The 24529-nt window shown below is 66.4% G+C and carries 21 protein-coding genes and 2 pseudogenes; 12 read left to right on the forward strand and 11 right to left on the reverse strand.

What is annotated here, in order from left to right; translation table 11 throughout:
- Nucleotides 1–89: 89 nt before the first annotated feature.
- Entirely contained in the window at nt 90–656 is a 567-nt protein-coding gene (locus tag ACYP5B_RS41150) for a TetR/AcrR family transcriptional regulator (RefSeq protein ID WP_400096022.1), read from the reverse strand.
- Between the two features lie 310 nt (nt 657–966).
- The gene (locus ACYP5B_RS41155; protein WP_459573467.1) at nt 967–1440 is read right to left on the reverse strand and encodes a copper resistance protein CopQ; all 474 of its coding nucleotides are present in this window, start codon (nt 1438–1440) and stop codon (nt 967–969) included.
- 653 nt (nt 1441–2093) lie between these two features.
- Between ACYP5B_RS41155 and ACYP5B_RS41160 the strand changes: the two genes are divergently transcribed.
- The 7 genes and pseudogenes from ACYP5B_RS41160 (at nt 2094) to ACYP5B_RS41190 (ending at nt 7219) form a co-directional block, all read left to right on the forward strand.
- On the forward strand, nt 2094–2453 hold the full coding sequence (locus tag ACYP5B_RS41160) for a hypothetical protein (RefSeq protein ID WP_459573468.1): 360 nt from the start codon (nt 2094–2096) through the stop codon (nt 2451–2453).
- Between the two features lie 415 nt (nt 2454–2868).
- Nucleotides 2869–3306, forward strand: coding sequence for a MarR family winged helix-turn-helix transcriptional regulator (locus ACYP5B_RS41165; protein WP_400096026.1), 438 nt, complete (start codon nt 2869–2871; stop codon nt 3304–3306).
- 40 nt (nt 3307–3346) lie between these two features.
- A pseudogene (locus ACYP5B_RS41170) lies at nt 3347–4267 on the forward strand (TolC family protein); the annotation flags it as partial.
- Nucleotides 4266–4832: pseudogene (locus tag ACYP5B_RS41175) on the forward strand (efflux MFS transporter permease); the annotation flags it as partial. The pseudogenes ACYP5B_RS41170 and ACYP5B_RS41175, both read left to right, overlap by 2 nt.
- A gap of 184 nt (nt 4833–5016) precedes the next feature.
- Nucleotides 5017–6447 carry a MocR-like pyridoxine biosynthesis transcription factor PdxR gene (gene pdxR, locus ACYP5B_RS41180; RefSeq protein ID WP_459573469.1) on the forward strand — a complete coding sequence of 477 codons (1431 nt, stop codon included), beginning with the start codon at nt 5017–5019 and terminating at the stop codon, nt 6445–6447.
- 129 nt (nt 6448–6576) lie between these two features.
- Nucleotides 6577–7014: a carboxymuconolactone decarboxylase family protein gene (locus ACYP5B_RS41185; RefSeq protein WP_267602297.1), complete on the forward strand. Its 438-nt coding sequence runs from the start codon at nt 6577–6579 to the stop codon at nt 7012–7014.
- Nucleotides 7015–7033: 19 nt separating this feature from the next.
- Nucleotides 7034–7219, forward strand: a complete 186-nt coding sequence (locus tag ACYP5B_RS41190) for a hypothetical protein (RefSeq protein WP_459573470.1) — start codon at nt 7034–7036, stop codon at nt 7217–7219.
- A gap of 58 nt (nt 7220–7277) precedes the next feature.
- Here ACYP5B_RS41190 and ACYP5B_RS41195 read toward each other — a convergent pair whose 3' ends face one another.
- Nucleotides 7278–7715, reverse strand: coding sequence for a carboxymuconolactone decarboxylase family protein (locus tag ACYP5B_RS41195; RefSeq protein WP_400096032.1), 438 nt, complete (start codon nt 7713–7715; stop codon nt 7278–7280).
- Nucleotides 7716–7834: 119 nt separating this feature from the next.
- Nucleotides 7835–8359: an RrF2 family transcriptional regulator gene (locus ACYP5B_RS41200; protein ID WP_400096033.1), complete on the reverse strand. Its 525-nt coding sequence runs from the start codon at nt 8357–8359 to the stop codon at nt 7835–7837.
- A 301-nt stretch (nt 8360–8660) separates the two neighbouring features.
- Here ACYP5B_RS41200 and ACYP5B_RS41205 point away from each other — a divergent pair, with 301 nt between their 5' ends.
- Entirely contained in the window at nt 8661–9872 is a 1212-nt protein-coding gene (locus ACYP5B_RS41205; protein ID WP_459573471.1) for a globin domain-containing protein, read from the forward strand.
- A gap of 41 nt (nt 9873–9913) precedes the next feature.
- Here ACYP5B_RS41205 and ACYP5B_RS41210 read toward each other — a convergent pair whose 3' ends face one another.
- Both ACYP5B_RS41210 and ACYP5B_RS41215 read right to left on the reverse strand, forming a co-directional pair.
- Nucleotides 9914–11338 carry a heavy metal sensor histidine kinase gene (locus ACYP5B_RS41210; RefSeq protein WP_318233514.1) on the reverse strand — a complete coding sequence of 475 codons (1425 nt, stop codon included), beginning with the start codon at nt 11336–11338 and terminating at the stop codon, nt 9914–9916.
- The gene (locus ACYP5B_RS41215; protein ID WP_318233539.1) at nt 11335–12006 is read right to left on the reverse strand and encodes a heavy metal response regulator transcription factor; all 672 of its coding nucleotides are present in this window, start codon (nt 12004–12006) and stop codon (nt 11335–11337) included. The genes ACYP5B_RS41210 and ACYP5B_RS41215 overlap by 4 nt, the downstream gene beginning before the upstream one ends.
- A 147-nt stretch (nt 12007–12153) precedes the next feature.
- Here ACYP5B_RS41215 and ACYP5B_RS41220 point away from each other — a divergent pair, with 147 nt between their 5' ends.
- From ACYP5B_RS41220 to ACYP5B_RS41235, 4 genes are all read left to right on the forward strand, one after another.
- Nucleotides 12154–12807 carry a hypothetical protein gene (locus ACYP5B_RS41220; protein WP_400096035.1) on the forward strand — a complete coding sequence of 218 codons (654 nt, stop codon included), beginning with the start codon at nt 12154–12156 and terminating at the stop codon, nt 12805–12807.
- Nucleotides 12808–12819: 12 nt separating this feature from the next.
- Complete coding sequence (locus tag ACYP5B_RS41225) at nt 12820–13467, forward strand: cytochrome b/b6 domain-containing protein (RefSeq protein WP_459573472.1); 648 nt, start codon at nt 12820–12822, stop codon at nt 13465–13467.
- A gap of 29 nt (nt 13468–13496) precedes the next feature.
- Nucleotides 13497–14249, forward strand: coding sequence for a molybdopterin-dependent oxidoreductase (locus ACYP5B_RS41230; RefSeq protein WP_267606341.1), 753 nt, complete (start codon nt 13497–13499; stop codon nt 14247–14249).
- Nucleotides 14250–14493: 244 nt separating this feature from the next.
- Entirely contained in the window at nt 14494–14805 is a 312-nt protein-coding gene (locus tag ACYP5B_RS41235) for a hypothetical protein (RefSeq protein WP_318233518.1), read from the forward strand.
- Between the two features lie 200 nt (nt 14806–15005).
- Here ACYP5B_RS41235 and purL read toward each other — a convergent pair whose 3' ends face one another.
- From purL to ACYP5B_RS41260, 5 genes are all read right to left on the reverse strand, one after another.
- The gene (purL, locus tag ACYP5B_RS41240; protein ID WP_459573473.1) at nt 15006–19052 is read right to left on the reverse strand and encodes a phosphoribosylformylglycinamidine synthase; all 4047 of its coding nucleotides are present in this window, start codon (nt 19050–19052) and stop codon (nt 15006–15008) included.
- A gap of 376 nt (nt 19053–19428) precedes the next feature.
- Nucleotides 19429–19887: a (2Fe-2S)-binding protein gene (locus ACYP5B_RS41245; RefSeq protein ID WP_400101405.1), complete on the reverse strand. Its 459-nt coding sequence runs from the start codon at nt 19885–19887 to the stop codon at nt 19429–19431.
- A 16-nt stretch (nt 19888–19903) separates the two neighbouring features.
- Entirely contained in the window at nt 19904–22180 is a 2277-nt protein-coding gene (locus ACYP5B_RS41250; protein WP_459573474.1) for a xanthine dehydrogenase family protein molybdopterin-binding subunit, read from the reverse strand.
- A complete protein-coding gene (locus ACYP5B_RS41255) occupies nt 22180–22611 on the reverse strand; it encodes a hypothetical protein (protein WP_400101409.1) in 432 nt (143 codons plus the stop codon). Before ACYP5B_RS41255 ends, ACYP5B_RS41250 begins: the two co-directional genes overlap by 1 nt.
- Before the next feature lie 28 nt (nt 22612–22639).
- Complete coding sequence (locus ACYP5B_RS41260) at nt 22640–24517, reverse strand: GMC family oxidoreductase (protein ID WP_459573475.1); 1878 nt, start codon at nt 24515–24517, stop codon at nt 22640–22642.
- Nucleotides 24518–24529 lie beyond the last annotated feature (12 nt).

Below are 24529 nucleotides of genomic sequence, written 5' to 3' on the forward strand. Positions count from 1 at the left end.
AGGGGAGAGGGAGTAACTGCCGTCGTCATGGCGCGCGGCTTTGGCCCGTTCGGCGGCCTCGGCCGATGCTTTCAGGTTTGCTATATGTCTTACTCGGATACCGAAGCCATCAGCAGGTCCGCGGCGGACTCCAGCCGCTCGGGCGCCCCGAACAGCCGCGCCACGATCAAGCCGTTCTGCAGCGCGCCGTAGATCACCTGCGCCAGCGCGCGTGGCGTCACCGGATAGACCTTGCCGTACTCCTTCTGCGCGCGCTCGATCAACCCCATCAGCCAGTTCTCGTTCATGCGGTAGAACGCCTTGAGCTCGGCGTGGACCGATTCCGGCAGGCACAGCGTCTCGGTGGACAACATGCCCGCGAGGCAGATCTGGTCGCCGCAGGCCGCGGTACGCAGGAAGTTAAGGTAACCCTCGGCCTGCACGGCAGGGGCAAGCGAGGCGTCCACGCTGCGCAGCCGTTCGGAGATACGGGCGCTGTATTCCTTCACTGCCTCCAGCACCAGGTCGTCCTTGGCGGGGAAGTAATAGTGGATGCTCGACGTCTTCACGCCGACCAGCTCGGCCAGGTCGCGATAGCTGAAACCATTGAAACCGCGCCGGCGGATCAGCACCAGCGTGTGTTCGAGCAGTTGTTCGCGTACGGATTGCGTTTTCATAGCGCGATCTTATCTATCTATCGATAGATCCTCAAGCCAATTTCATGTGCAGTCGCAACAAGCCAGCTTAGTTGGGCCTAAGTTGCACCTTAGTTGCGCTTAAAAGGCCTTAAGTCGGCTCACGCCGGGAGCACTTGCGCCACCACGGTGACCACAGAGCCACTGGCAACGCATAGAACCACCCAGCCAGCCAGGATCAGGAAACCGTCCCGTAAATTCATGATGCACTCCCACTCTATTTCACTCTCACTCTGTTTCCCAAGCGCTATCGGGCATCCGGGCGGCGATCGCCGGGATGCCCTGGCAGCGCTCAGGCATTGGCGCCATCGCTGAACACGTCGAACTTGCCACGCGCGCCATCGGTGTAGGCGTCAACGCTGCGGGCCGGGCTAGCGGACACCCCGCTGCGGTCCAGGCCGGCCACGGTGCGGGCACCGTCCGTGAACGGGTCGAACTTGCCGGTGCGGGCGCCATCGGTATAAGCGTCAACGCTGCGGGCCGGGCTAGCCGACACCCCGGTACGGTCCAGGCCGGCCACGATGCGGGCACCGTCCGTGTACGGGTCGGCCTTGCCAACGCGCAAACCGTCGGCGTATGGGTCGAACTTGCCGGTGCGGGCGCCATCGGTATAAGCGTCGGGTGTGGTGGTGCGGAACACGTAGCCGTACTTGTCACCCGAGAACGTGCTGTCCTTCGGGCCCGAAGCCTGGGCGGTACCCGCCACGAAGGCGGCAGCAAGGGCGGCGGCGGTGATGAGGGTCTTGGCGAAGAGGTTCGAGGTCATGACGTTCTCCATTCACATTGAGGATCCGCGCTTCGGGCGGAATCGATTCGGTACGCTTTGGAACCCTTGCTTTGACTGGCTGTTATCTACCAGTAGATAGATAAGCTGGCCAAAAAAAACGGGGACTCCCCGGGTGCTGCGTTGGATCCTCTTTCCTGCTTCAGCTTTCCTTGCTGGGGCGGAGCAGCGGCTTCCATGTCGTGAATATTATCTACTGGTAGATAGATAGTCAAGGAGTTTTTCAGACCGGATGTCAAATGCCCATAATATGGCGTGAAGTGCACATTGACCAAGTGGAGACGCTCGAAGAAGAAACCGGAAAAACCGGAAAAAGCACCGGTCGTTGCCCATTTTTCACGCGCCGGGAAAGGACGCGGCTGAAAGGAAAAAACGCAACAAGGATTTACAACGTTTTACTACGGCCTCTGCGCATTCACTCCTAGGATGAACTGTGCGGGACGCGGCATAAGCAGGCGTGGGGCGAGTATTCATGCGCCCTGGCCTGCCTTCGCTTGCGTGCCCCGCTGGCCCCACCGAGGTTACCGCCCCAGTTTGTCTGGCGTGGCGCAGATGCCAGCTATTCCAGCCAGCCTGTGCCCATGCGTTCCCTGGCTGAGCCACAGGCGACCACCTCCTTACCACCGGAGCAAGAGATGCGCAGAGTACTCACGTTGACGTTACTTGTCGCCGCCGCAACGGCTTCAGGCTTGAGTTATGGCCAGCAAAAGAAGGTCGACCCATACACCGACGGTGCCAAGGCCGGCAAGGCAGATCCTTATACGGATGGCGCCAAGTCCGGCAAGTTCGACCCGTACACGGATGGCGCGAAGAAATCCACGCAAATGGACCTGAATGCCACGCAGGGCAAGCCCGATCCCTACACGGACGGAGCCAAGGTCGGCAAGACCGACCCCTATACGGAGGGGGCCAAGGCAGGCAAGGCAGATCCCTATACCGATGGCGCCAAGGCCGGCAAGGCCGACCCGTACACGGACGGCGCGAAATCGAAGTAGCGAGCAGCCGCTAGACGCGGCCACCCACGTCGTTGTCGCCGCTACGCGGCGATGCTGACCCCGGGGCAGAGCCCCGGCCCGGAGCCTTTTCAACGGCAAACCCGCGCGGCCCCTGCCTTGGCCGCGCGGGATACGCTTGCGTGCGCAAGCTAGTCATCCCCCTCCCCGTTAATCACGCCTAGCCGGCCAGGATCCGCTCCGGGTGCCGGCCGCTGGCGCCGAGCAACACGTCCGTGCCCCGCTGCGATGCTTCGCGCGCGCCGACGATCGCCCAGTAGAAGTTGTCGTCGGGCATACCCAGGCGGTAGCTTGCAAGCGGCACGTTCGGCACCCTGTAAAGAATGTAGATTCTGACCTTGAATTTATCTGACTTATCAGATACTATCCGGCCAGCAGACGGAAGACAGGAGCCAGCATGAAGCACTACACGAAAGAGACCTATAACCTGACGCAGAGCGTCGGGTTCTACCTCAACAGGGCCCGCAATCTTGTGCTGATGGAGATGGACGCCGCCCTGAAGGAACTTGATATCACCGCCCAGCAGATGGGCATCCTGCTGTCGCTGTCGCTCGGCACGGCCACCACCCCGTTCGAGCTGAGCAAGCTGCTGGTGATCGACACCGGCCTGATGACCCGCATCCTCGACAAGCTGGAGCGCAAGGGCCTGCTGACCCGCTCGCGCAGCGTGGATGACCGCCGCGTGGTGAACCTGAAGCTCACCGCCAAGGGCCACAGCGTTGCCAACCAGATTCCGGAGATTGCCCCGGAGGTGCTGAATGCGCGCCTCAAGGATTTCAGCAAAAGCGAGTTCGACGAATTGTTACGCCTGCTCGACAAATTCTCGGCCGCCTGAGCGCGCGTCTTTTTTTAACCATTTATCTGCAAATCAGAAAATGAAAACGCAGACTTCTCGAATGACCGGCCGCGCCCTGCGCTCCGCCAAGGTCCTGCCCCTGCTGCTCAGCGCCTGGCTGGCCGGTTGCGCCAACTACGCGGGCATCTCCAGCGACAAGCACGTCACCGCACCCACCGCGCTGGAAACCACCGCCAGCCTGCCCGCCGAGCAAGGGCACTGGCCCGCGGCCGACTGAGCCGCCCAGTTCGGCGACGCGCAGTTGCGTGCGCTGATTGCAGAAGCGCTCGAAGGCAGTCCGTCGATCGACATGGCCAAGGCACGCCTGGCCGCCGCCGCGGCCTACAGCGAAGGCGCCAATGCCAACACCTTGCCGCGCGTGGACGCCGGTTACACGCTGACCCGCCAGCAATACTCGGGCACCGCCCTCGCGCCCCCGCCCATCGCCGGCTCCTGGCAAACCGAAAACCGTGGCGTGATCAGCGCCAGCTATGAACTCGACCTGTGGGGCAAGAACCGCGAAGCCCTGGCCTCCTCGATTTCGGCACGCCGTGCCGCCGAGGCGGAATCGGAACAGGTCCGCCTGTCCGTCAGTTCGGCCGTGGCCCGCGCCTACAACGAACTGGCCCGCCTGTACGCCCTGCTCGACATCGCCCAGGACGAAGTCAGGCAGCGCACCGCGCTGGCCCGTATCACCCACGCCCGCGCCGCCTCCGGCCTGGACACCGAAGTGGAACAACGCACCGCCGACGCCAACCTCGACGCCAGCAACGCGGCGGTCACGGCGCTTAACGGCGCCGTCCTCAACACTCGCTACCAGTTGGGCGCCCTGCTCGGCCGCGGCCCGGACCGCGGGCTGGCCGTCGCGCGACCCACGCTGAGCCCCGGCGACGAAGTGCGCCTGCCAGACAACCTCCCGGCCGACCTGGTCTCGCGCCGCCCCGACATCGTCGCCGCGCAAGATCATGCCGCGCTCCGATGCGCGGGTGCTGGCGACCATGGCCTTTGCCGGCTTCGCCGCGGTGTTCTTCATGCGCTCGGGCTACACCACCACCGTCGACACCTGGACGCTGGTGCTGCCCACGCTGTTGCAAGGCATCCCGACCGCGCTGTTCTTCGTGCCGTTGACCGCCATCCTCCTGTACGGTCTGTCGCCCGACAAGATCCCTGCCGCCGCGGGCCTGTCGAACTTCGCTCGCGTGTTCACCGGCGCGGTAGGCACGTCGCTGGCCAGTACAGCCTGGAACGACCGCAACATCCTGCATCACTCGCAACTCGCTGAGCAGGCCAGCCAGCACAACCCGCTTTTCGTGCACTCGCTGGAAGCCTTGCAGGCCACGGCCGGCTTCAGCCATGACCAGGCGATGGCGTTCTTCGAGCGCAGCCTCACCACGCAAGCGACCATGCTCGGCTTGAACGATATCTTCTGGATCTCGGGCGTGATCTTCATCGTGATCATCCCGCTGATCTGGTTCACCAAGCCGGCCAAGGGCGGTAATGCTGCCGCCGCTGCGGCCGCGCACTGAAGGTGGCGGGAGCTTGAATGACCTGACCCGGCCCCGGGGCCGATCGACGGGAAGGACAAAGCGTCAGTGCGCAATGGCGCACAAGCAGCAAAGCCGGGCAGCGCCGCTGCACGCCGGCAGCACTGGTACTAGAATTCGATCCAATCCCCGCCACTTCAGGTAACCACCAACACAAGATCAAGAGATGGATATCCATGTGAGCATGCACGGCCGGCAGGGCCTGGCCGGCCAACTCTATCGCCAGTTGCGGGCGGGCATCGTCGACGGCCGGCTGGCGCCGGGCGAACGGCTGCCGTCGACCCGCGACCTCGCCACCCAGCTTGGCGTATCGCGCAAGACCACGCTCGACGTGTTCGAGCGGCTGATTGCCGAGGGCTATCTGCGCGCCCGCGCCGGCGACGGTACCTTCGTCGCCCACGAGATGACGGGCCTGGCGCCCTCGCCGTCGCCGCTGTCCCCCAGCCCCGGCGCCGGCTCGATCTGGGAGCACCTGCCCGACGTCTTGCCCAGGACCGCGCCCGGCGCCGCGCCCGCGTTCGACTTCGTAGGTGGCGTCACCGACAAGGGCTTGTTCCCGTTCGACAAATGGCGCAGCTGCGTGAGCCACGCGCTACGCGTGCAGGCCCGCGGGCTCGGCAGCTACCGCGACCCCGCCGGGGAGCAGGAGCTGCGGCTTGCCGTGTCGCGCTACCTGGCGTTCAGCCGTGCCGTGGTGAGCAACTGGCAGGACGTCATCATCACGCAGGGCGCGCAGCAGGCGATCGACCTGATGGCGCGGGTGGTCATCCGCCCGGGCGATGTGGTGGCGGTGGAGGATCCCGGCTATCCGCCCGCGCGCATTGCGTGCTCCGCGCTGGGCGCGCAACTGGCCTATGTCCCGGTGGACGCGCAGGGGCTGGTGGTGGACGCCCTGCCGGACAACGCGCGCATTGTCTACGTCACGCCGTCCCACCAGTTTCCGCTGGGCATGGCCATGAGCCTGGAGCGGCGCGTGGCGCTGCTCGAGTGGGCGCAACGCCGCGGCGCGCTGGTGCTGGAGGACGACTACGACGGCGAGTACCGCTTCATGGGCCGCCCGATGGAGTCGCTCAAGAGCCTGGACAAGACGGGGGTGGTGGCGTACGTGGGCACCTTCTCCAAGACGATCTTCCCGGAGCTGCGCATTGGCTACGTGATTCCTCCTGCGCCGCTGGGCACCGCCGTGCGCCGGGCCAAGCAGGTCGGCGACTGGCACAGCTGCACCATGACACAGACGGCGCTGGCCAAGTTCATGCTCGACGGCTACTTCGCCAAGCACCTGCGGCGCATGCACAAGGAATACGCCGCGCGCCGCGCCAAGCTGCTCGAGCACCTGGAAGGCCCGCTGAGCCAGTGGTTCACGGCCCACGCGCCGGCCGCGGGGATCCACATGGTGGCGCACCTCAAGATGCCGCTGGACGAACGGGCGCTGATCGCGCGCGCCGCTGCCGCTTCGATCGGTCTTTACGGCATCGCAGGCATGTATGGCGGGCAGCCCCCGGCGCCGGGGATCCTGTTTGGCTACGGTGGCATCAGCGTGGCGGACATCCACGCCGGCATGGAAAAGCTGGCCGGGGCGCTAGCGGCGGCCGGCTAGCGGACAGCTTCCCACTGGTTACCTCATATTAGAGAAAACTGGCTATTTTATATAACCAGTTGCCGTCCTAATCTTGTTCCTGTCGCGCCCCCACCCTGCGGCGCAAAGCACAAAAAACAGGAGCAAACCATGGAACAACGCCTCGACTTCTACAAAGCCAGCCCCGCCGCCATCAAGGCCCTGATCGGCGTGGAAGAACGCATCGGCAAGAGCGGCCTGGAACAGCCGCTGGTGGAGCTGGTGCGCCTGCGCGCCTCGCAGATCAACGGCTGCGCCTATTGCATCGACCTGCACACCACCGACGCGCGCAAGGGCGGCGAAGACGACCGCCGCCTGGCCACCCTGTCGGTCTGGCGCGAAACGCCCTTTTTCTCCGAACGCGAACGTGCCGCGCTGGCCTGGACGGAAGCCGTCACGCTGGTCGCCCAGGACCATGTGCCCGATGCCGCATGGGAAGCGGTCCGCCCCCACTTCGGCGACGCCGAACTGGTCGACCTGACCCTGCTGATCTCCGCGATCAATAGCTGGAACCGCTTCGCCATCTCGTTTCGCAAGACGCCGGCCTGAACCCGGGGAGACGAAAAACATGACCCATTCGAAGATTGGGCGGGCCGTGTCCCGCCTGGCGATTGCCAGCATGATGCCGGCCGTGCTGGCACTGCTGGGCCCGGGCACCGTGCTTGCCCATGCGCCGGACGGCCAGCCTGGCAAAGCCGAGGAAACCGTGCAGCCGCTGATGAAGCAGCCGATCAAGCTGCCGCTGCCCCAGTGAACTGGCGGCCAGCCCCGGCCGCAGCCGCAATCCCCCTGCCCGCCGTCCCCGCCGTCCCCTACCCGGGAGACCGGCGGAACGCGATGCCAAAGCGGTTGAGGCTATTGACCGCGGTGACCAGCAAGGTCAGGTCCACTATCTCCCGCTCCGAAAAAACCCGCCTCACCGCTTCCCACACGGCGTTCGGCACCCCCGTGCCGGCGATGTCCGTCACCGCCTCGGCCCACGCCAGTGCCGCCCGCTCGCGATCCGTGTAGAGCGTGGTCTCGCGCCAGACTTCCAGCATCTCCAGCCGCGCCGCCATCTCGCCGTCCTTGCGCGCCCGCGCCGAATGCAGGTCCACGCAGTACGGGCAGCCGTTGATCTGCGACACGCGCAGGCGCACAAGGTCCACCAGCGAATGCTCGAGCCGGTAGCGCTCGCTGCGTCTGTCGAGGCGAAGCAATAGTTCGGTGCTGAGCCGGTTGGCCCGGTGGCTGTCGAGCCGCAATGTCATGCCGATCTCCCCTGCCGGCCCGGCCGGACGGCAGGACCCATGCCACAGGCTAGAGCCGCCGACCGGTGCAAACAATAGCCATTTTTACGCCGATGCAGGTAGCCAGCGGCAGGAGGGGCTTACCGCTCGCCGGCGTCCTCGGATGCCGCCTGCGAAGCCCTGGCCTTGCGCGTCACGCTCCTGACCGGGATGCCGATCATGGTGGCCGCGCCGCCGTCGCCAAGCGCCCGGGTGAGCGCGGCGGGCTTCTCCACCAGATCCTGCAGGCTATATGCGTCCAGCACCTCGAAATAAGCCCGCAATGCCGCGGACAGCACGCCGCGCAAGCCGCACACACGGGTGATGATGCAGTGGTTGTCGTCGCCCTGGAAGCACTCCACCAGGTTGAAATCCGACTCCATGGCCCGGATCACCTCGCCCACATTGATCTCCGACGCCGGCCGGCCCAGCTCGATGCCGCCGGCGCGCCCGCGCACCGTATGCAGGAAACCCGCCTGGCCAAGCTTTTGCACGATCTTGATCAGGTGGTTCTTGGGAATGCCGAACGCATCCGCGATGCGCTGGATGGTGACCAGCTCGCCCGGATGGACCGCGACATAGATCAGGGTCCGCAGACTGTAGTCGGTGTAGTCGGTCAGTCTCATGGAAAAGTCCGGTTCGCGGCGGTGATGTATGGGGCGGCCAGGATGGGGTTCCGGCGGGCATTGCGCCTTACTGTGAAGGCCGTCGCAGTCTAACATGGACTCCCGATGCATCTTTGCGCGCCGCCGCAAATTTTATGTTGCATTGAAAATGCATGTTTAATAAAATGGGCGCCAAGGCGTCGCCACCCGGCCGCATCCACACTGCACCAAGATTGCACCTGGACCGCGCGCCGCAACCGCACCAAGGTGCGGCGTCTTTTATCTTTTTTGTTGCATTATTTGTACATCTTTGGAGGTTGCCGTGCTGTCTGAACAATCGAGACCCCTGATCGACGCAAGCGTCCCCGTGCTGCGCGAACATGGCCTGGCCATTACCCAGGCCTTCTATCGCAACATGTTTGCCGATCGGCCCGAGCTGACCAATCTGTTCAACATGGGCAACCAGGCCAACGGCTCGCAGCAGCAGTCGCTCGCCTCCGCGGTGTTCGCCTACGCGGCCAACTATGGCGACAACAGCGCCCTGGCCCCGGTCGTCAGCCGCATCGTGCACAAGCACGCGTCGGTCGGCATCAAGCCCAGCCACTACGCCATCGTCGCCCGCCACCTGCTCGGTGCCATCGGCGAAGTGCTTGGCGACGCCGCCACCCCGGCGCTGGTCGCCGCATGGGACGAAGCCTACTGGCTGCTCGCCGCCGAACTGATCGCCGCGGAATCCCGCCTCTACGAGCGCGCGCAGACCGGCCCCGATCACCGCCAGCCCGTGCGCATCGTCGAGCGCGAAGCGCAAAGCGCCGACATCACCGCCTTCACGCTCGAAGCCATCGGCGGCACCACGCTGGCCGACTTCCTGCCCGGCCAGTACATCTCGGTCGTGGTGGAACTCACGCCCGGCGCCTTCCAGCAACGCCAGTACAGTTTGTCCGACGCACCCAACGGCAGCACCTGGCGCATCTCGGTCAAGCGCGATCGCGGCAATGGCGAGGACCTGCCCGCCGGCGCAGTCTCGAACTGGCTGCACGAAAACGCCCGCGAAGGCGACGTGCTGATGGTCAGCCAGCCCTTCGGCGACTTCGCCCCGCGCATCGAGCCCAGCACGCCCATCGTGCTGCTCTCGGCGGGCGTCGGCGTCACGCCCATGATCTGCGCGCTGAACGCCGTCGCGCAGCGCAACCCTTCACGCAAGGTCGTGTTCGGCCACGCCGCGCGCATGGTCTCGCACGTGGCGCACCTGAAGGACATCAAGCATGCCGCCCGCAACCTGCCCAGGCTGCGCACGCACTTCTTCCTGGAGTCCGCAGAGCCGGCGGAATTCCTGGCGCAACCCGCCCTGCCCGGCCGCATGGATATCGACGTGATCCTGGCCGACGACGATCTTGCCGATGCGGACTTCTACCTGTGCGGGCCGCTGCCGTTCATGCAGGCACAGCGGGCGGCGCTGCACGCGCGTGGGGTAAAGGCGGAACGGGTGCACCGGGAGGTGTTTGGGCCGGATTTGCTGGATGGATTGGTGTAACGCCAAAAGCGCACGGCCGGCAGGCGCCGGCCCTCACAACCTCAGGAAGCCAGCCCTTGCTGCCGCGGGAACCGCAGCGCAAACCGCACCAGCCCGGGCGTTGGGCAGCTGGCCTCCACGCCGCCGCCATGCAGCGCCATGATGGCCTTCACGATGGCCAGCCCCAGGCCATTGGATTCGGTGACCCGGCTGCGTGCGGCGTCGCCGCGATAAAAGCGGTCGAACAGCCGGTCCAGCTGGCCCTGTGGAATGGCTTCGCCCTGGTTCTCCACCGAGATGACGACCCCATCAGGCTGCTCGGTGCCGCTGAGCCGCACCACGCTGCCCGGCGCGCCATACCGCACGGCGTTGACCACGAGGTTGTTGATGGCGCGGCGGCACAGCAGCGGATTGGCCCAGAGCGTGCCGAGCGCCTCCACCTCGAATGTCATCGCCTTCTCGTCCGCCGGCCCTTCGAAATACTCGGCGATCTTGTTGAGCTCATCGGGCAGCGACACCTGGGCGCGCTCGATGACCAGGCCGGCGTGGTCGGCCTGCGCCAGGAACAGGATGTTCTCGGCGATATGGCCGAGCCGGTTCAGCTCCTCCAGGTTGGACTCGAGGACTTCCTGGTACTCCTCGGGATGGCGCGACTGGCTCAACGTCACCTGGGTCTGGCCGATCAGCGCGCCCACGGGCGTGCGGATCTCGTGGGCGAGGTCGGCGGAGAACTGGGATAGCCGCTCGTAGCCATCGGCCAGGCGGTCCAGCATGGCGTTGAATGCGCCGACGAGGCTGCGCAGCTCGGCCGGAGCATCCCGCTCGTCAAGGCGCACCGCGAGGCTGGCGGGGCTGATCTCGGCGGCGCGCGCGGCGATGCTGCCAACCGGCTTGAGTCCGCGCCGGATGGCGAAGAACGCGAGCGCGGTCGCCGCCAGCATGCCGACCAGCGCGGCCAGCACCACGCGGTCGCGGTAGGCGGCGAGCATCTGCACTTCGTTGCTCATCGGATGCGCGGCGATCACCTCGACCACGCTGCCGTCCTCATTGGAGCGCGCCATCGCGGCCGCCCAGTGCACCGGCACGCCGTTGTCCAGCCGGGTGCGCAGGATGCTGGCCGCGGTCGGGCCGGCGCCATCGCCCGGCGCCCAGGCGCCGAGCTTTGCCGGCACCGGCAGGTTGTCCGGGTTGACGTGGATAAACGGCGGTTCTCCCGGCTTGCGGAAGATCAGCACGTCGCGCTCGGCGCCAAGCATGGATTCGAACAGCAAGGGCCGGTCCTTGAGCTCGCCGACCGTGTACACATCGCTGGCCAGCCGGCGGAAATGCGCCACGCGCCCGATCAGCTGCAGATCGGCACGGGCTTCCATCGAGGTCTTGGCGGACTGGTAGAAATACATGCCCAGCGCACCGATCACCACGCAGGCAATCGCCGCGAACGACAATGTGGTGCGCGCGGTCAGCGAGCGCGAGGACCAGGCTTTCACGCGCCCTCGCCAAAGGTATAGCCGATGCTGCGCACCGTATGGATGAGCTTCTTGTCGAAGGGCAGATCGACCTTGGCGCGCAGCCGCTTGATGGCCACGTCGACGACATTGGTGTCGCTGTCGAAGTTCATGTCCCACACCTCGGCGGCAATCAGCGTGCGCGACAGCGCCTCGCCCTGGCGCTTGACCAGCAGGTGCAGCAGCAGGAATTCCTTGTTGGTCAGCACGATCTCCACGCCCTGGCGCGTCACTTTGCGGCGCAGCACGTCGAGCTTGAGGTCGGCGAACTCGAACAGCTCCGCCTCGCGCACCACGCCGCGCCGCAGCAGCGTGCGGATGCGCAGCACCAGCTCGATGAACGAGAACGGCTTGACCAGGTAATCGTCGGCACCGAGCTCAAGCCCGTGGATGCGGTCGTTGACGTGGTCGCGCGCGGTCAGGAAGATCACCGGCAGGTCGCGCCGCGCGCGCAGCGTGCGCATGATTTCCCAGCCGTCGATGCCGGGCAGCATCACGTCGAGCACGACGAGGTCGTAGGAATGCTCCAGCGCCATGTGCAGGCCGTCCGTGCCGGTACGCGCGAGATCCACGGCGTAGCCGCTTTCGCGCAACCCCTTCTTGAGGTAATCGCCAGTCTTGGGGTCGTCTTCGATGACGAGGATGCTCATGATGCGCAATGCCATTCAACGGTATGCTGCCATTCTAGCGGCGGCCGGAGCCGCGGTTTATGACATTTTGGTCATCAAAAAGTCACTCGGGCGACCTGCCCACTACCCTAACCTACGTAGCACTTTCCACGCACCAGGAGTTCCAGGATGAAGATCGTTTCGAGCAGTTTGACGCGTACCTTGGTTGCCCCGGCGCTGCTTGCCGGCGCCATGTTTGCCGCAGCCCCCGCGGTGCTGGCCCAGCCCGCTCCCCCCGCCGCTCCCGCCGCCACGCCCATCGGCGTGCGCGGCACCGTGACCGCCTTCGCCGGCGACACGCTGAAGGTGCGCACGCGCTCGGGACAGGACCTGGAAGTGGGCCTGACCAAGGACACGGCGGTGCGCGCGGTGACGCTGTCCAAGGTCGATGAGATCAAGGCCGGCAGCTACATTGGCTCGGCCGCCGTGCCGCAGGCGGACGGCTCGCTCAAGGCGCTCGAGGTGCACGTGTTCCCGCCCAGCATGCGCGGCAGCGGCGAAGGCCACCGAGCGTGGGATCTCGGCAAGAACAGCAGCATGACCAACGGCACCGTGGGCAACGTGGTGGTCAGCAACGGCCGCACCATCACCGTGAAGTACCCCGACGGCGAGAAGCGCATCGTGATCCCCAACGACGTGCCCATCGTCAACCTGGAACCCGGCGACCGCTCCTTGCTGGTTCCCGGCGCGCACATCGTGCTGTTTGCCAGCAAGGGCGCCGACGGTGCGCTGACCGCGCGTTTCATCTCCGCGGGCAAGGGCGGCGTCGTCCCGCCGATGTAAGGCCTGCTAGCCATGCGCAAGCTACCCTCCTCCAAACCCGCGCGGCGCGCCATCGTCCACCCGCTGGTGGTACGCGCCACGCACTGGGTCAACGCCTTCGCCATGACCTGCATGGTGATGAGCGGCTGGGCGATCTACAACGCCTCGCCGCTGTTTGCCTTCAAGTTTCCGGCATGGGCGACCGTGGGCGGCTGGCTGGGTGGCTCGATCGCATGGCATTTGGCGGCCATGTGGCTGCTGTTTGCAAATGGCCTCGTCTACCTGGTTTATGGACTCGCCACGCGGCATTTCCGGCGCCACTTCCTGCCGCTTGGCGCGCGCGGCGTCTTGCGTGATGCATTACTGGCCATCCGCCTGCGCCTGCCGCATCGGCCCGGTGCCTACAACGCGGTGCAGCGGATGATGTATGTGGGCGTGCTGCTGCTGGGCGTGCTGGTGGTGGCGTCCGGGCTGGCCATCTGGAAGCCCGTCCAGCTGGACTGGCTGGCGGCGCTGTTTGGCGGGTTCGACACGGCGCGCCATGTGCATTTCTTCGCCATGGCGGGAATCGTCGGCTTTGTGGTGGTTCACCTGGCGCTGGTCATCCTGGTGCCGGCCACCTTGTTGCCAATGCTGACCGGACGCGCCGGGCGCGCTGGCCATGGAGATGTCAAAGCATGAGCGCCCCCAACGATGACAAGCGGATCGTCATGCCGGCCTCGGAACCCCTGCGCGCGGCCGATTTCAAACCCCAGCTCGCGCAGCTCCAGCGGCGCTTGTTCCTGCGCTCTTCGCTATCGCTAGGCGCCCTGTCCATGCTGGCGGGCTGCACCTTGCAGGATGGCGATGCCGTGGACAAGGTGCTGTGGTCCATGTCGCGCTGGAACGATCGCGTGCAGGCCTGGCTGTTCAACCGTAACCGGCTCGCCCCCACCTATGCGCGCAGCCAGATCACGCAGCCCTTCCCGTTCAACGCCTTCTATCCCGAGTACGACGTACCCGAGGTCGACGGCACCGACTACCGCCTCGAAGTTTCCGGGCTGGTTGCCGACAAGCGCGCATGGAGCCTGGCGCAACTGCGCGCGCTGCCGCAGGCGGGGCAGATCACGCGGCATATCTGCATCGAAGGCTGGAGCGCGGTCGGCGAATGGCGCGGCGTGCCACTGCGCACCTTCCTGGAGCGCATCGGCGCGGACACCACCGCCCGCTATATCGGCTTCAAATGCGCGGACCGCTACTACTCCAGCCTCGACATGGAAACCGCGCTGCACCCGCAGACCATGCTGGCGCTGGATTTTGGCAGCGAGCCGCTGCCCGCCAAGTATGGCTACCCGCTCAAGCTACGGGTGCCGACCAAGCTAGGCTTCAAGAACCCCAAGCATATCGCCGCGCTCTTCGTGACCAACGAGAATCCGGGCGGTTATTGGGAAGACCAGGGCTACAACTGGTTCAGCGGGCTGTAGGACAATAAAGCACCGCCGCCGGCAAGTGACGAACTCCGGGTGATGCACTGTATGCCGGGCACCAAACACGGTGTCTGGTGTGCGCGTTGCCACACTCACGAAGGGCGCCAAGCATTCCCACCGTCGCCACACATAGGTAATATCAAGGCCATGCGCGCCGCCCACCCTGGCCGGTGCGCAGTCTGGATAGCGCAAGCCCGCCTGATCTCCCGCCGCGGGCACCAGCACGCGAACGAGGGAGACCATGGCTCCATTGGCTTCATTGGCATCATTGGCATCGGGCGGCAGCCCCTACCGGCAACTCTGGCACCTCACCTCGGAAGGATGGGGCTACTGCGCGCTCGGCACCTTCAGCCACGACGGCCTGCCCCCGGAGTGGCGCGCCGTACTGCCCATGCTGCCGCTGCGCGACCGCTACTCTCCCGTGAAAGCCGCGCGCATGGTGCTGGTCACCATGCAGATCCGCGGCGCGGCGCCTGCATCGGCAAAGCAGTCCGATCCGCAGCGGCCGTTGTATTACGTTTATCAGGCTTGGAGTACGCAGTTGGTGGCTTGAGCGGCTCCTTCAGCGCGGGACCGGCAATGGCGTGTCAGCGTTCGCGCTCCCCTCTCCCCATGAGGGGAGAGGGAGTAACAGCCGTCGTCATGGCACGCGGCTTGGCCCGTTCCCCGGCTTCGGCAAATGCCCCGGTCAGCAAAGACAAAAGCCCGCTTGCGGGCTTTTGTCTTTCTACAGCGTGAAGAACAGCAAGCCGTTCAACCCACCCATTTCCGCGCATTGCGGAACATGCGCATCCACGGGCTGCCGCCATCTTCCACCTGCTTCCAGGCGTCCGGCGCCCAGCTCATGGTGGCGGTGCGGAACACGCGTTCCGGGTGCGGCATCAGCACGGTGAAGCGGCCGTCGGTGGTGGTCACCGAGGTGATGCCGTCCGGCGAGCCGTTCGGGTTCAGCGGGTAGGTTTGCGTCGGCGCGCCGCGGTTGTCCACGAAGCGCAGCGCCACCTGGGCCTGGCTCTTGTCGCCTTGCTGCGAGAAGTCGGCGAAGCCTTCGCCGTGCGCCACCACGATGGGGATGCGGCTGCCTTCCATGCCGGCGAAGAAGATCGACGGCGAGGATTGCACTTCCACGGTGACGTAGCGCGCTTCGTACTGCTCGGACTGGTTGCGGGTGAACTTGGGCCATGCGCCCGCGCCCGGGATGATCGGGGCGAGGTTGCTCATCATCTGGCAGCCGTTGCACACGCCCAGCGCGAAGGTGTCCTGGCGGTTGAAGAAGGCCGCGAACTGCTCGGCCATCTGCGCGTTGAACAGGATGGTCTTGGCCCAGCCTTCGCCGGCGCCCAGCACATCGCCGTAGCTGAAGCCGCCGCAGGCGACAAAGCCGGAGAAGTCGGCCAGGTTGGCGCGCCCGGCGATCAGGTCGCTCATGTGGACGTCGTGCGTGTCGAAGCCCGCGCGGTCCATGCTGTACGCCATTTCGATCTGCGAGTTGACGCCCTGCTCGCGCAGGATCGCCACGCGCGGACGCGCGCCGGTGGCCACGAACGGCGCGGCGATGTCTTCTGCCGGATCGAAGGTCAGCACCGGCGAGATGCCCGGGTCCGCCGCGTCGAGCACGCGGTCGTATTCGCTGTCGGCGCAGGCCGGGTTGTCGCGCAGGCGCGCGATGCGCCAGCTGACTTCGCTCCAGGTGCGCTGCAGCTCGCCGCGCGCGGCGCCGAAGACCTTCTTGGCGTCGCGGAAGATCTCGATCTGGTCGGTGGCGTTGGGCTTGCCGACCACGTGGCTGCAGGCCGACAGGCCAACCTCGCGCAGCACGGCGAACACGGCGTCGCGCTCTTCCAGGCGGACCTGGATGACCGCGCCGAGCTCTTCCGAGAACAGCGCGCGCAGGGTCTGGTCGTCGCGGCGGCCGGAGATTTGCTGGGTCCAGTTCTTGGCGTCGCCGAAGTCCTGTTCCTGCACCGGGTCCAGCGCCAGCATGTCGACGTTGAGCGACAGGCCGCAATGGCCGGCAAAGGCCATCTCGGCCAGCGCTGCCATGAAGCCGCCGTCGGAGCGGTCGTGGTAGGCCAGCAGCTTGCCGTCGCGGTTCAGGCGCTGGATCACGTTGAAGAAGTTCTTCAGGTCCTCGGCGCTGTCCACGTCCGGCGTGGTGTCGCCCACCTGCTGCGTCACCTGGGCCAGGATGCTGCCGCCGAGGCGGTTCTTGCCGCGGCCGAGGTCGATGGCGATCAGCACGCTGTCGCCCGCATCGGTGCGCAGTTGCGGGGTCAGGGTGCGGTCGGTGTCATCCACGGCGGCAAACGCCGAGATGATCAGCGAGACCGGCGCGACCACTTCCTTGTCGACGCCGTTGTCCTGCCACTTGGTGCGCATCGACAGCGAATCCTTGCCCACCGGGATGCTGATGCCGAGCTCCGGGCACAATTCCATGCCAACCGCGTGCACGGTGTCGTACAGCTTGGCGTCCTCGCCTTCCACGCCGCAGGCGGCCATCCAGTTGGCGGACAGCTTGACCTTGCCCAGGTCCTTGACCGGCGCGGCGGCCAGGTTGGTCAGCGCCTCGCCGATGGCCATGCGGCCGGACGCGGGGGCGTTGATCACGGCCAGCGGCGTGCGCTCGCCCATGGTCATGGCTTCGCCGGCGCGGCCCTTGTAGTCGAGCGTGGTCACGGCCACGTCGGCCACCGGCACCTGCCAGGGGCCGACCATCTGGTCGCGCGCGTTCATGCCGCCGACGGTGCGGTCGCCGATGGTGATCAGGAAGGACTTGCTGGCTACGGTCGGGTGGCGCAGCACGTCACGCACGGCCTTGTCCAGCGCGATGCCGGTCACGTCCACCGGGGGCAGGCTTTGCTCGACATGCTTGACGTCGCGGTGCATGCGCGGCGGCTTGCCCAGCAGCACGTCCATCGGCATGTTCACGGCATAGTGTTCCTTGAGCGCCGCGTCGACGTGCGCTTCAACCAGTTGCAGCTGCTGCTCTTCGGTGGCGATGCCCACCACGGCAAACGGCGAACGCTCGCGCTGGCACATGGTCTGGAACAGCGGGAAGGATTCCGGCGCCACCGCCATCACATAGCGTTCCTGCGACTCGTTGCACCAGATCTCGGCCGGGCTCATGCCCGACTCTTCCAGGTGCACCTGGCGCAGGTCGAAGCGCGCGCCGCGGCCCGCGCCGTCCACCAGTTCGGGGAAGGCATTGGAGATGCCGCCCGCGCCCACGTCGTGGATCGACAGGATGGGGTTGTCGTCGCCGAGCTGCCAGCAGGCGTTGATGACTTCCTGCGCGCGCCGCTCCATTTCCGGGTTGCCGCGCTGGACCGAATCGAAGTCCAGGTCGGCGGTATTGGTGCCGGTCGCCATCGAGCTGGCGGCGCTGCCGCCCATGCCGATGCGCATGCCCGGGCCGCCCAGCTGGATCAGCAGGGAGCCTGCCGGCAGCGCCTTCTTGTGCGTGTGGCCGGCGTCGATGTTGCCGATGCCGCCGGCGATCATGATCGGCTTGTGATAGCCGCGCACGGTGCCGCCCACGTTTTGCTCGTAGACGCGGAAGTAACCGCCCAGGATGGCGCGGCCGAATTCATTGTTGAACGCGGCGCCGCCGAGCGGGCCTTCGGTCATGATCTGCAGCGGCGAGGCGATGCGGTCCGGCTTGCCGGTCACGCTGGCCTTGTCGTCCGGGTTGCGGTGCGCCACCGGCTGGGCGGCGTCGCGCGCGTTCTCCCAGCCTTCGACGGCGTCGGGCAGCATCAGGTTGGAGACCGTGAAGCCGGTCAGGCCAGCCTTGGGCTTGCCGCCACGGCCGGTGGCGCCTTCGTCGCGGATTTCACCGCCGGCGCCGGTGGAGGCACCGGGGAACGGCGAGATGGCGGTCGGGTGGTTATGCGTCTCCACCTTCATCAGCGTGTGGGTCAACGCCTCATGGCGGCCGTACTTCTGCTCGGTGCCGCGCGGGAACCAGCGCTCGGCCACGTCGCCTTCCATCACCGCGGAGTTGTCCGAGTACGCCACGATCGACCCTTGCGGGTTCAACTGGTGCGTATTGCGGATCATGGCGAACAGGGACTTGTCCTGCTGCACGCCGTCGATGGTCCAGGTGGCGTTGAAGATCTTGTGGCGGCAGTGCTCGCTGTTGGCCTGCGCGAACATCATCAGTTCGACGTCGGTCGGGTTGCGCTCCAGCTTGGCGTAGGCGTCGACCAGGTAGTCGATCTCGTCTTCCGACAGCGCCAGGCCCATCTCGGTATTGGCTTGCGCCAGCGCGGCGCGGCCACCGGAGATGTCGATGAAGCGCAGCGGCTTGGCCGGCAGTTCCTGGAACAGGCCGGCGGCGTCTTCACGCGAAGCCACCACGCTTTCGGTCATGCGATCGAACAGGTGGGCCGCTACCGCGGCGCGGGTGCCGGCATCCAGCGTCTTGCGCCCGCGCAGCAGGCCCTTCTTGCAGATCACGGTGATCTCGATGCCACGCTCGATGCGGTGCACGTGCTCGAAGCCGCAGTTATGCGCGATATCGGTCGCCTTGCTGGCCCACGGCGAGATGGTGCCGAAGCGCGGGATCACCACAAAGCGATCACCGTCGGTTTGTGCCTCGAAAGGCGCACCATAGGTCAGCAACGCGGCAATGCGGGCGCTGTCGTCTTGCGACAGCGGCACGTCGGTGTCGACAAAATGCAGGAACTGGCCGTGCACCGACTCGATGTCGGCGTCGATCTGCTTGAGGGCGGTGAGCAGGCGTTGCTGGCGAAAGGCGGAAAGCGCCAATGCACCGGGGAAGCACGAGAAATGCGCCATGGTCTGAGCGGTCGGGAGGGCAGGAGGTAGGGGCTGCTACCGGCCGGCGCCGCTGGTTGGGGCGCCGTGCTGGCGGGAAACCGGGATTATACCTTGTCGAGGGGGGGTTCCCGCGTTGCAGCAGAGGCGGCTTGATGGACAAAGGCGGCGGCGGCCCGGACAAGCTCCGCAGTCGTCACGCGCAACGCCCGGCGCCCGGCCTCGTTGTGCCGCGAAAAGCACCCGGATCTCCCCCCAGCGCCCTCCTGCCGCGCCATCTCCGCCGGCCCAACGCATCGCCGTCCAGCGCCTGCTATGCCTCCAGCGTCACCCCGTCACCTTGAACAGCCGGCCAGGACGGCCGCGATTTGCCGATCCCTCGCCGGGCGGGGCTGCCTCAGGTGCGTGGCTGTCCGGCGGCTTGGTGGATCGCAGCGCGGATCCGCGGGTAGGTGCCGCAGCGGCAGACGATGTGCTCCATCGCCTTGTCGATGTCGGCATCGCTGGGCTTTGGGATGCGTTTCAAGAGCGCGCTGGCCGTCATGAGCTGCGCGCTCTGGCAGTAGCCGCACTGCACCACGTCCAGATCGATCCAGGCGGCCTTCAAAGCCTGCGCCTGCGGGCCCCGCAAGCCTTCGATGGTCACGATCCTGGTAGTTGCCAGCCCGGAGATCGGGTTCATGCAGGCGACCTGCGGCTCGCCATTCAACTGCACCGTGCAGGCCCGGCAAACGCCGATGCCGCAGCCATACTTGGTGCCGGTCAACCCCAGTTCGCACCGGAGTACCCACAGCAACGGGGTGTCCGGATCGGACTGCACGGACACCGTCTTGCCGTTGATGTTCAGGGGCAGCATGACTTTCTCCCGGGACTCAGACCAGTTTCAAGGGCAACGCGCGCAGGCGTTGTCCCGTCAGCGCAAACAGGGCATTGGCCACCGCCGGCGCAATCGGCGGCGTGCCGGTTTCTCCCACACCCTGGGGATGCGCCTGGCTTGGCATGATGTAGGTTTCGATCGCCGGGCAGTTGTTCATGAAGATGACGGGGAAATCGCCAAACGTTTTCTGGTGCACCTGGCCGTCGACGATCGTGATCTCCTCGAACAGCGCGGCCGACAAGCCAAAGATGATCGCGCTCTCCATCTGCTGGCGGATCAGGTTCGGGTTCACCGGCATCCCGCAATCGATCGCGCAGACCACCCGGTGCACACGCACGGCCTTGTCCGGCGCCACGGATACCTCCGCCACCTGCGCGACGATGCTGCCGTATGCCTCGTGCAGCGCCACCCCGCGTGCGAGCGCGGCGCCGTCTGCCGTCTTCCCTGGCGGCTTTCCCCAGCCGGCCTTGTCCGCAGCCCTGTGCAACACGGCCAGATGGCGCGGATGCTTGGCCAACAGGCCGGCACGGAAGGCGACGGGATCCTTGCCAGCGGCTGCCGCCAGTTCGTCGATAAAGCTCTCGGTGAAAAATGCCTGGTGTGAGTGGCCAACCGAGCGCCAGAAGCCCACCGGCACCGGCAGGTCGACAATCACGTGCCCGACGCGCGCGTTCGGCCATTCGTAGGGCCGGTCGAACGCGCCTTCCGTGGTGGTCTTGTCGATGCCCAGGCCAGGCAGGCCAAGCAAGCGTGCCAGCATGGCGGGCACGATGGCCTGGCTGGCCGACGTGTTGTGCCATGCCACCAGGTTGCCCGCGCCATCGAGCCCGGCCTTGAAGCGCGAAAGGCAGGCCGGCCGATAGAAGTCGTGCGTGGTGTCCTGGATGCGCGACCAGATCGTCTGCACCGGCCGCCCACCGCCCTCGCGCGCGATCGCCGCCGCCTGGGAGATGAAATCCACCTCCAGCCGCCGTCCGAACGCGCCACCGATCAGTTGCGGCTGCACGTCGACCTTGTCGACATCGATCCCGAGCACCTTCGAGACCGCCCGGCGCGCCAGGCCCGGCAACTGCGTCGAGACCCAGACCCTGGCCGCGCCGTCGCGCACCTGCACCGTGCAGTTGATGGGTTCCACCGCCCCATGCGCGAGGTAGGGCGCGCTGTACTCGGCGTTGACGGGCTTCGCGGCGGACTTCAATGCCGCCTCGACATCGCCGTGCCGGTAGTAGGCGTGGCCGTCGGAGGCGTCCAGCGCCTGCGCGAGACGGCGGCTCACCTCCGGGCTGGACAGTGAGGCGGCCGGGCCGGGGTTCCATACGATCTTGACCGCATCCAGCGCCTTCATGGCCCGGTACGCATTGTCCGCGATGACCGCCACCCCGCCGGTGCCGCCGTTGTAGGCATCGACCGCGAGCACCTTGACGATGCCCGGCAACGCGGTGGCAGCCGCGCCGTCGAAGCTCGCCACCGTACCGCCCAGCGTCGGGCACATCGTCACGCTGGCGTACAGCAGGCCCTCGGGCAGCACGTCGATGCCAAAGCGCGCCGTGCCGTCGATCTTGGACGCGGCCTCGATGCGGTGTATGTCCTTGCCGATCAGCTTGAATTCGGATGGCTGCTTGAGCACCGCCTTGGCCGGCAGCGGGAGCTTGCCGGCCTGCGCCGCCAGTTCGCCGAAGGTGGCTGTTTTTCCCGAGGGGTGCAGCACCTTGCCGTCCTGCGCGCGGCACTCGCCCGCCGGCACGTTCCAGCGCGCGGCAGCGGCGCCGATCAGCATCGCGCGGGCGGATGCGCCGGCCTCGCGCATCGGGTCCCACAGGTCGTTGAGGCTCGACGAGCCGCCTGTCACCATCTCGCCGATCTCGCGCATGAGCTTGCGGGTCAGCCAGGCTGCCAGGTGTTTGGCCACGCCATCGTCGTCCGCGCGGAACGGGAGATCGTCGACGGCGACTTCCAGGTTGTTGTAGATCTTGTCCACGGGCGCATGCTCGACCTTCACGTGGGCCCAGTTGGCATCCAGCTCGTCGGCCAGCACCATGGCCAGGCCGGTGTGCGCGCCCTGCCCCATCTCGGAGCGGCACATCATGATGGTGACGGTGTTGTCCGCCGCCACCTTGACCCAGCCATTGAGCCCCACCTGCGTGCCGACCGCGGGCAACGGCTGCGATGTGGCCAGGCGCTGCCGTGGCGGCAGCACCGACCAGCCGATCAGCAATGCGCCGACCGCCCCGATGCCGCCAATGCCGCCGACCAGGAACGTTCTGCGCTTCATCAGAACTCGAGGCAGAAATCGATCAGGCGATGCTTGTCCCAGTACACCTTGCCGAGATACACGCCAGGCGCGATGCAGCGGATCTCGTCACGGATCCAGTGCGCGACCAGCGATGTGGCGGAATAGTCCAGGACGATGCATTCCTTCTGGTCGAGCCAGCTCTCGCCCTTGTACACCTTCGCCAGGATCGCCTCGAGCCCGAAGATGGAGATGCGGTTCTTGAGGACGCCTCGCTTGGCGTCGAAGACCTTTCCCTGCCAGGCAAAGAGGTTGATCATCTTGGCGATGCTCTCGCTAAACACCGTGCCGGGCGAGATGATGGCGGTGCCGGTGGCCTCGCCATCCGGAATGTCGCCGGCCGGGCTGTTGCGGAACAGGTCGTCAAGCTGTTCCTGGCTCATCGCCAGCAGCGTGCGTGTGTCGTATGCCATGTTTGCACCTCCAGTGTCGGTCGCCTGTCTATGCTGCCGCCGCCGCAGTAGCTTGCGCTCTCGCCGCGGCCTTCGCTTCGTGCAAGAGCACATCGGCGGCCTTCTCGGCGATCATGTAGACCGCGCTGGCCAGGAAGAAGCCGGGAATCCGCGGGAAGACCGACGCGTCGACCACCCGCAGCCCGCGCGTGCCATGCACTGAAAAATCGCTGCCCAGCACGCCGCCCGCCTCGCGTGCGCCAATGGCGCAGCTGCACGAGGCATGGTGCCCCCAGGCGTTATCGCGCACATAGCCGCCCAGCTCATCGTCGCTGCGCAGGTGAGCGCCAGGAAGCTGCTCCTGCGCGATCACGCCGCGCTCGACCAGCGGCGCTGCCAGCTTGCGCACAAACCGGATGGCGTCGATCACCGCGAGCAGGTCTTCATCCGCCCCGGCGCCGCCCTCTTCGAAATAGTGGAAATTGATCAAGGGCGGTTCGAGCGGATTCGCGGAGCGCAGCCGCACCGTGCCCGCGCGGTTCTGCGTGTGCGCCTTGAGAATGGCCCAGGTGAGCGCGTCGTCGCTCTGGGCGAAGAGCTTGGAGTAACCCGGGAAATAGCCGGTGAAATGCTCGACCAGCCCCATGCAGAACACGTCCGGCACGGGCACGGATTTGTGTGAGCGCCGTGCCACCGCGATCGCCACGCCGTTGGAGGTGTAGACGCCATGCCGGCGATCGCGCCAGCTGCAATAGGCCGGATCATCCTTCACGAAGCGGGCGCCATCGAGGATGCGCCACGGCTGCGCCATCCGGCTCACGACGCCCACCTCATAACGATCCTGCAGATTGCGCCCGACGCCCGGCAAGTCCACCTTCACGGGAATGCCGTGCGCGCGCAGGTGCTCGGCCGGGCCGATGCCCGACAGCATCAGCAACTGCGGCGTATTGAACGCGCCGCCCGCAAGGATCACCGCGCGGCGCGCGCGCACCTCATGGCGCACGCCGGGCGCCGTGCTTGGTGAGACATGCGCCTGGTAGAGGCGCCTGCCCTTCAGGTATTCGACACCGGTCGCCGTGCCATCCGCGTCCAGCAACACGCGCGTGGCCAGGGCGTCCATCTCGATATGCAAGCGCGAAGGAAAACGGGTTGCCACATCGAGCACCCGTTCGCGCGCGCCGTTGCGGGCATGCCCGCGCGTGGAAAGCGGCGTGTAGCAAACGCCTTTGAAACAGCGCCTTCCCCAGATCCTGGAGTTCGGATCGCCTTGCCAGCGCAAGAAGCTCAGGAACGCGTGCAGGCGCCGCGGCACACTGCGCGCCGCCAGTTCCATCGAGCCGAGGATCAGGCGCGTGAGCGCATTGTCGGTCAACGCTTCCAGCGGAAACGCGCGCTCGGTGCTGAGCCATCCGTCCCAGCCGTGCGCCGTGGGATCGATGCCAAGGCGGCGCGCGAGCGCCCACAGCGGACGGTGCCGGCATTGCTCCAGCGTCTTGGCGTACCGGCGCATGTGGGCGGCCTTCCACGAAGGGTCGCCGGTCAGCTCGGCAACGCCGTCCCAGTCCGAATCATGCGGATAGAGAAAGATCATGGCGTTGTGCGCCGTGCAGCCGCCCAGCGTCGCCGCCCGGGGATAGAGCACGCCTTCGCTGCCGTACTTCGGGTCCCGCCGCTGCTGCGCGTCATCCGCGTAGTGGCGCACGAAAAAATTCCAGCTCATCGCCGGGTTCTCGGAGGCGCACGCGTGAAACGCGGGCACCTCGTAGTCTTCCGGCATGCAAGCCGTGTCAGGCTCGCGCGCATCGTTGCCCGCCTCGAGCAGGCACACGCGCATGCCTGCCTCCGCCAGTCGCGCGGCGAGCGTGCCGCCCCCCGCGCCGGAACCGACGATCACGTAATCCCACCCTGGTTCGCCTGGAGCAGACATATCCCCGCCGCG

It is taken from the genome of Cupriavidus sp. 8B, from assembly GCF_054589115.1.

Coding starts and splice junctions, on each gene's coding strand:
- ACYP5B_RS41165 (WP_400096026.1), top strand. CDS start 2,869: ATGAAGCACTACACGAAAGAGACCTATAACCTGACGCAGAGCGTCGGG.
- ACYP5B_RS41245 (WP_400101405.1), bottom strand. CDS start 19,887: ATGCTGCCCCTGAACATCAACGGCAAGACGGTGTCCGTGCAGTCCGAT.
- ACYP5B_RS41200 (WP_400096033.1), bottom strand. CDS start 8,359: ATGAGACTGACCGACTACACCGACTACAGTCTGCGGACCCTGATCTAT.
- ACYP5B_RS41260 (WP_459573475.1), bottom strand. CDS start 24,517: ATGTCTGCTCCAGGCGAACCAGGGTGGGATTACGTGATCGTCGGTTCC.
- ACYP5B_RS41195 (WP_400096032.1), bottom strand. CDS start 7,715: ATGACATTGCGGCTCGACAGCCACCGGGCCAACCGGCTCAGCACCGAA.
- ACYP5B_RS41215 (WP_318233539.1), bottom strand. CDS start 12,006: ATGAGCATCCTCGTCATCGAAGACGACCCCAAGACTGGCGATTACCTC.
- ACYP5B_RS41230 (WP_267606341.1), top strand. CDS start 13,497: ATGCCGGCCTCGGAACCCCTGCGCGCGGCCGATTTCAAACCCCAGCTC.
- ACYP5B_RS41235 (WP_318233518.1), top strand. CDS start 14,494: ATGGCTCCATTGGCTTCATTGGCATCATTGGCATCGGGCGGCAGCCCC.
- ACYP5B_RS41160 (WP_459573468.1), top strand. CDS start 2,094: ATGCGCAGAGTACTCACGTTGACGTTACTTGTCGCCGCCGCAACGGCT.
- ACYP5B_RS41250 (WP_459573474.1), bottom strand. CDS start 22,180: ATGAAGCGCAGAACGTTCCTGGTCGGCGGCATTGGCGGCATCGGGGCG.
- ACYP5B_RS41150 (WP_400096022.1), bottom strand. CDS start 656: ATGAAAACGCAATCCGTACGCGAACAACTGCTCGAACACACGCTGGTG.
- ACYP5B_RS41185 (WP_267602297.1), top strand. CDS start 6,577: ATGGAACAACGCCTCGACTTCTACAAAGCCAGCCCCGCCGCCATCAAG.
- ACYP5B_RS41220 (WP_400096035.1), top strand. CDS start 12,154: ATGAAGATCGTTTCGAGCAGTTTGACGCGTACCTTGGTTGCCCCGGCG.
- ACYP5B_RS41190 (WP_459573470.1), top strand. CDS start 7,034: ATGACCCATTCGAAGATTGGGCGGGCCGTGTCCCGCCTGGCGATTGCC.
- pdxR (WP_459573469.1), top strand. CDS start 5,017: ATGGATATCCATGTGAGCATGCACGGCCGGCAGGGCCTGGCCGGCCAA.
- purL (WP_459573473.1), bottom strand. CDS start 19,052: ATGGCGCATTTCTCGTGCTTCCCCGGTGCATTGGCGCTTTCCGCCTTT.
- ACYP5B_RS41225 (WP_459573472.1), top strand. CDS start 12,820: ATGCGCAAGCTACCCTCCTCCAAACCCGCGCGGCGCGCCATCGTCCAC.
- ACYP5B_RS41155 (WP_459573467.1), bottom strand. CDS start 1,440: ATGACCTCGAACCTCTTCGCCAAGACCCTCATCACCGCCGCCGCCCTT.
- ACYP5B_RS41255 (WP_400101409.1), bottom strand. CDS start 22,611: ATGGCATACGACACACGCACGCTGCTGGCGATGAGCCAGGAACAGCTT.